Origin of the sequence: Aeromonas sp. DNRA1 (assembly GCF_963888745.1) — a bacterium.
Lineage (GTDB): Bacteria > Pseudomonadota > Gammaproteobacteria > Enterobacterales > Aeromonadaceae > Aeromonas > Aeromonas hydrophila.
In genome coordinates this window covers 1-466 of the sequence record NZ_CAWPKQ010000017.1, presented here as the reverse complement: position 1 = coordinate 466, position 466 = coordinate 1, and the positions used below count along the sequence as shown (strand labels likewise).

Here is a 466-nt window from a genome sequence, read left to right as displayed (position 1 = left end):
GTCGTAACAAGGTAACCCTAGGGGAACCTGGGGTTGGATCACCTCCTTACCTTAAGATGACGAAGTTGTTGAGTGTTCACACAGATTGCCTTGATTCAAGTTTAGAGACAGTACACGAAGTGGGTCTGTAGCTCAGGTGGTTAGAGCGCACCCCTGATAAGGGTGAGGTCGGTGGTTCGAGTCCACTCAGACCCACCACTTCGATTACGGGGCTATAGCTCAGCTGGGAGAGCGCCTGCTTTGCACGCAGGAGGTCTGCGGTTCGATCCCGCATAGCTCCACCATAATCCGTACTGAATTTGCGAGAAGCAAAAGCCATGAATTGGACGACATGTTCAGTCTATGTCTTTGACTTCTTTACGAAGTTTGCTCTTTAACAATCTGGAAAGCTGATTTAAAAAGTAGTTCTCAAACATTTGTTACAAGTGCTTTGGAAACTTCTTGGCGAAAACCAAATTTTATTTGG

General features: G+C 46.6%; 2 tRNA genes. Both read left to right on the top strand.

Going from position 1 to position 466, the window contains the following annotated elements:
• Positions 1-121: 121 nt before the first annotated feature.
• A tRNA-Ile gene (locus tag AACQ43_RS22140) sits at positions 122-198 on the top strand.
• A 10-nt stretch (positions 199-208) separates the two neighbouring features.
• Positions 209-284 (top strand) — tRNA-Ala (locus AACQ43_RS22135).
• Positions 285-466: the final 182 nt, after the last annotated feature.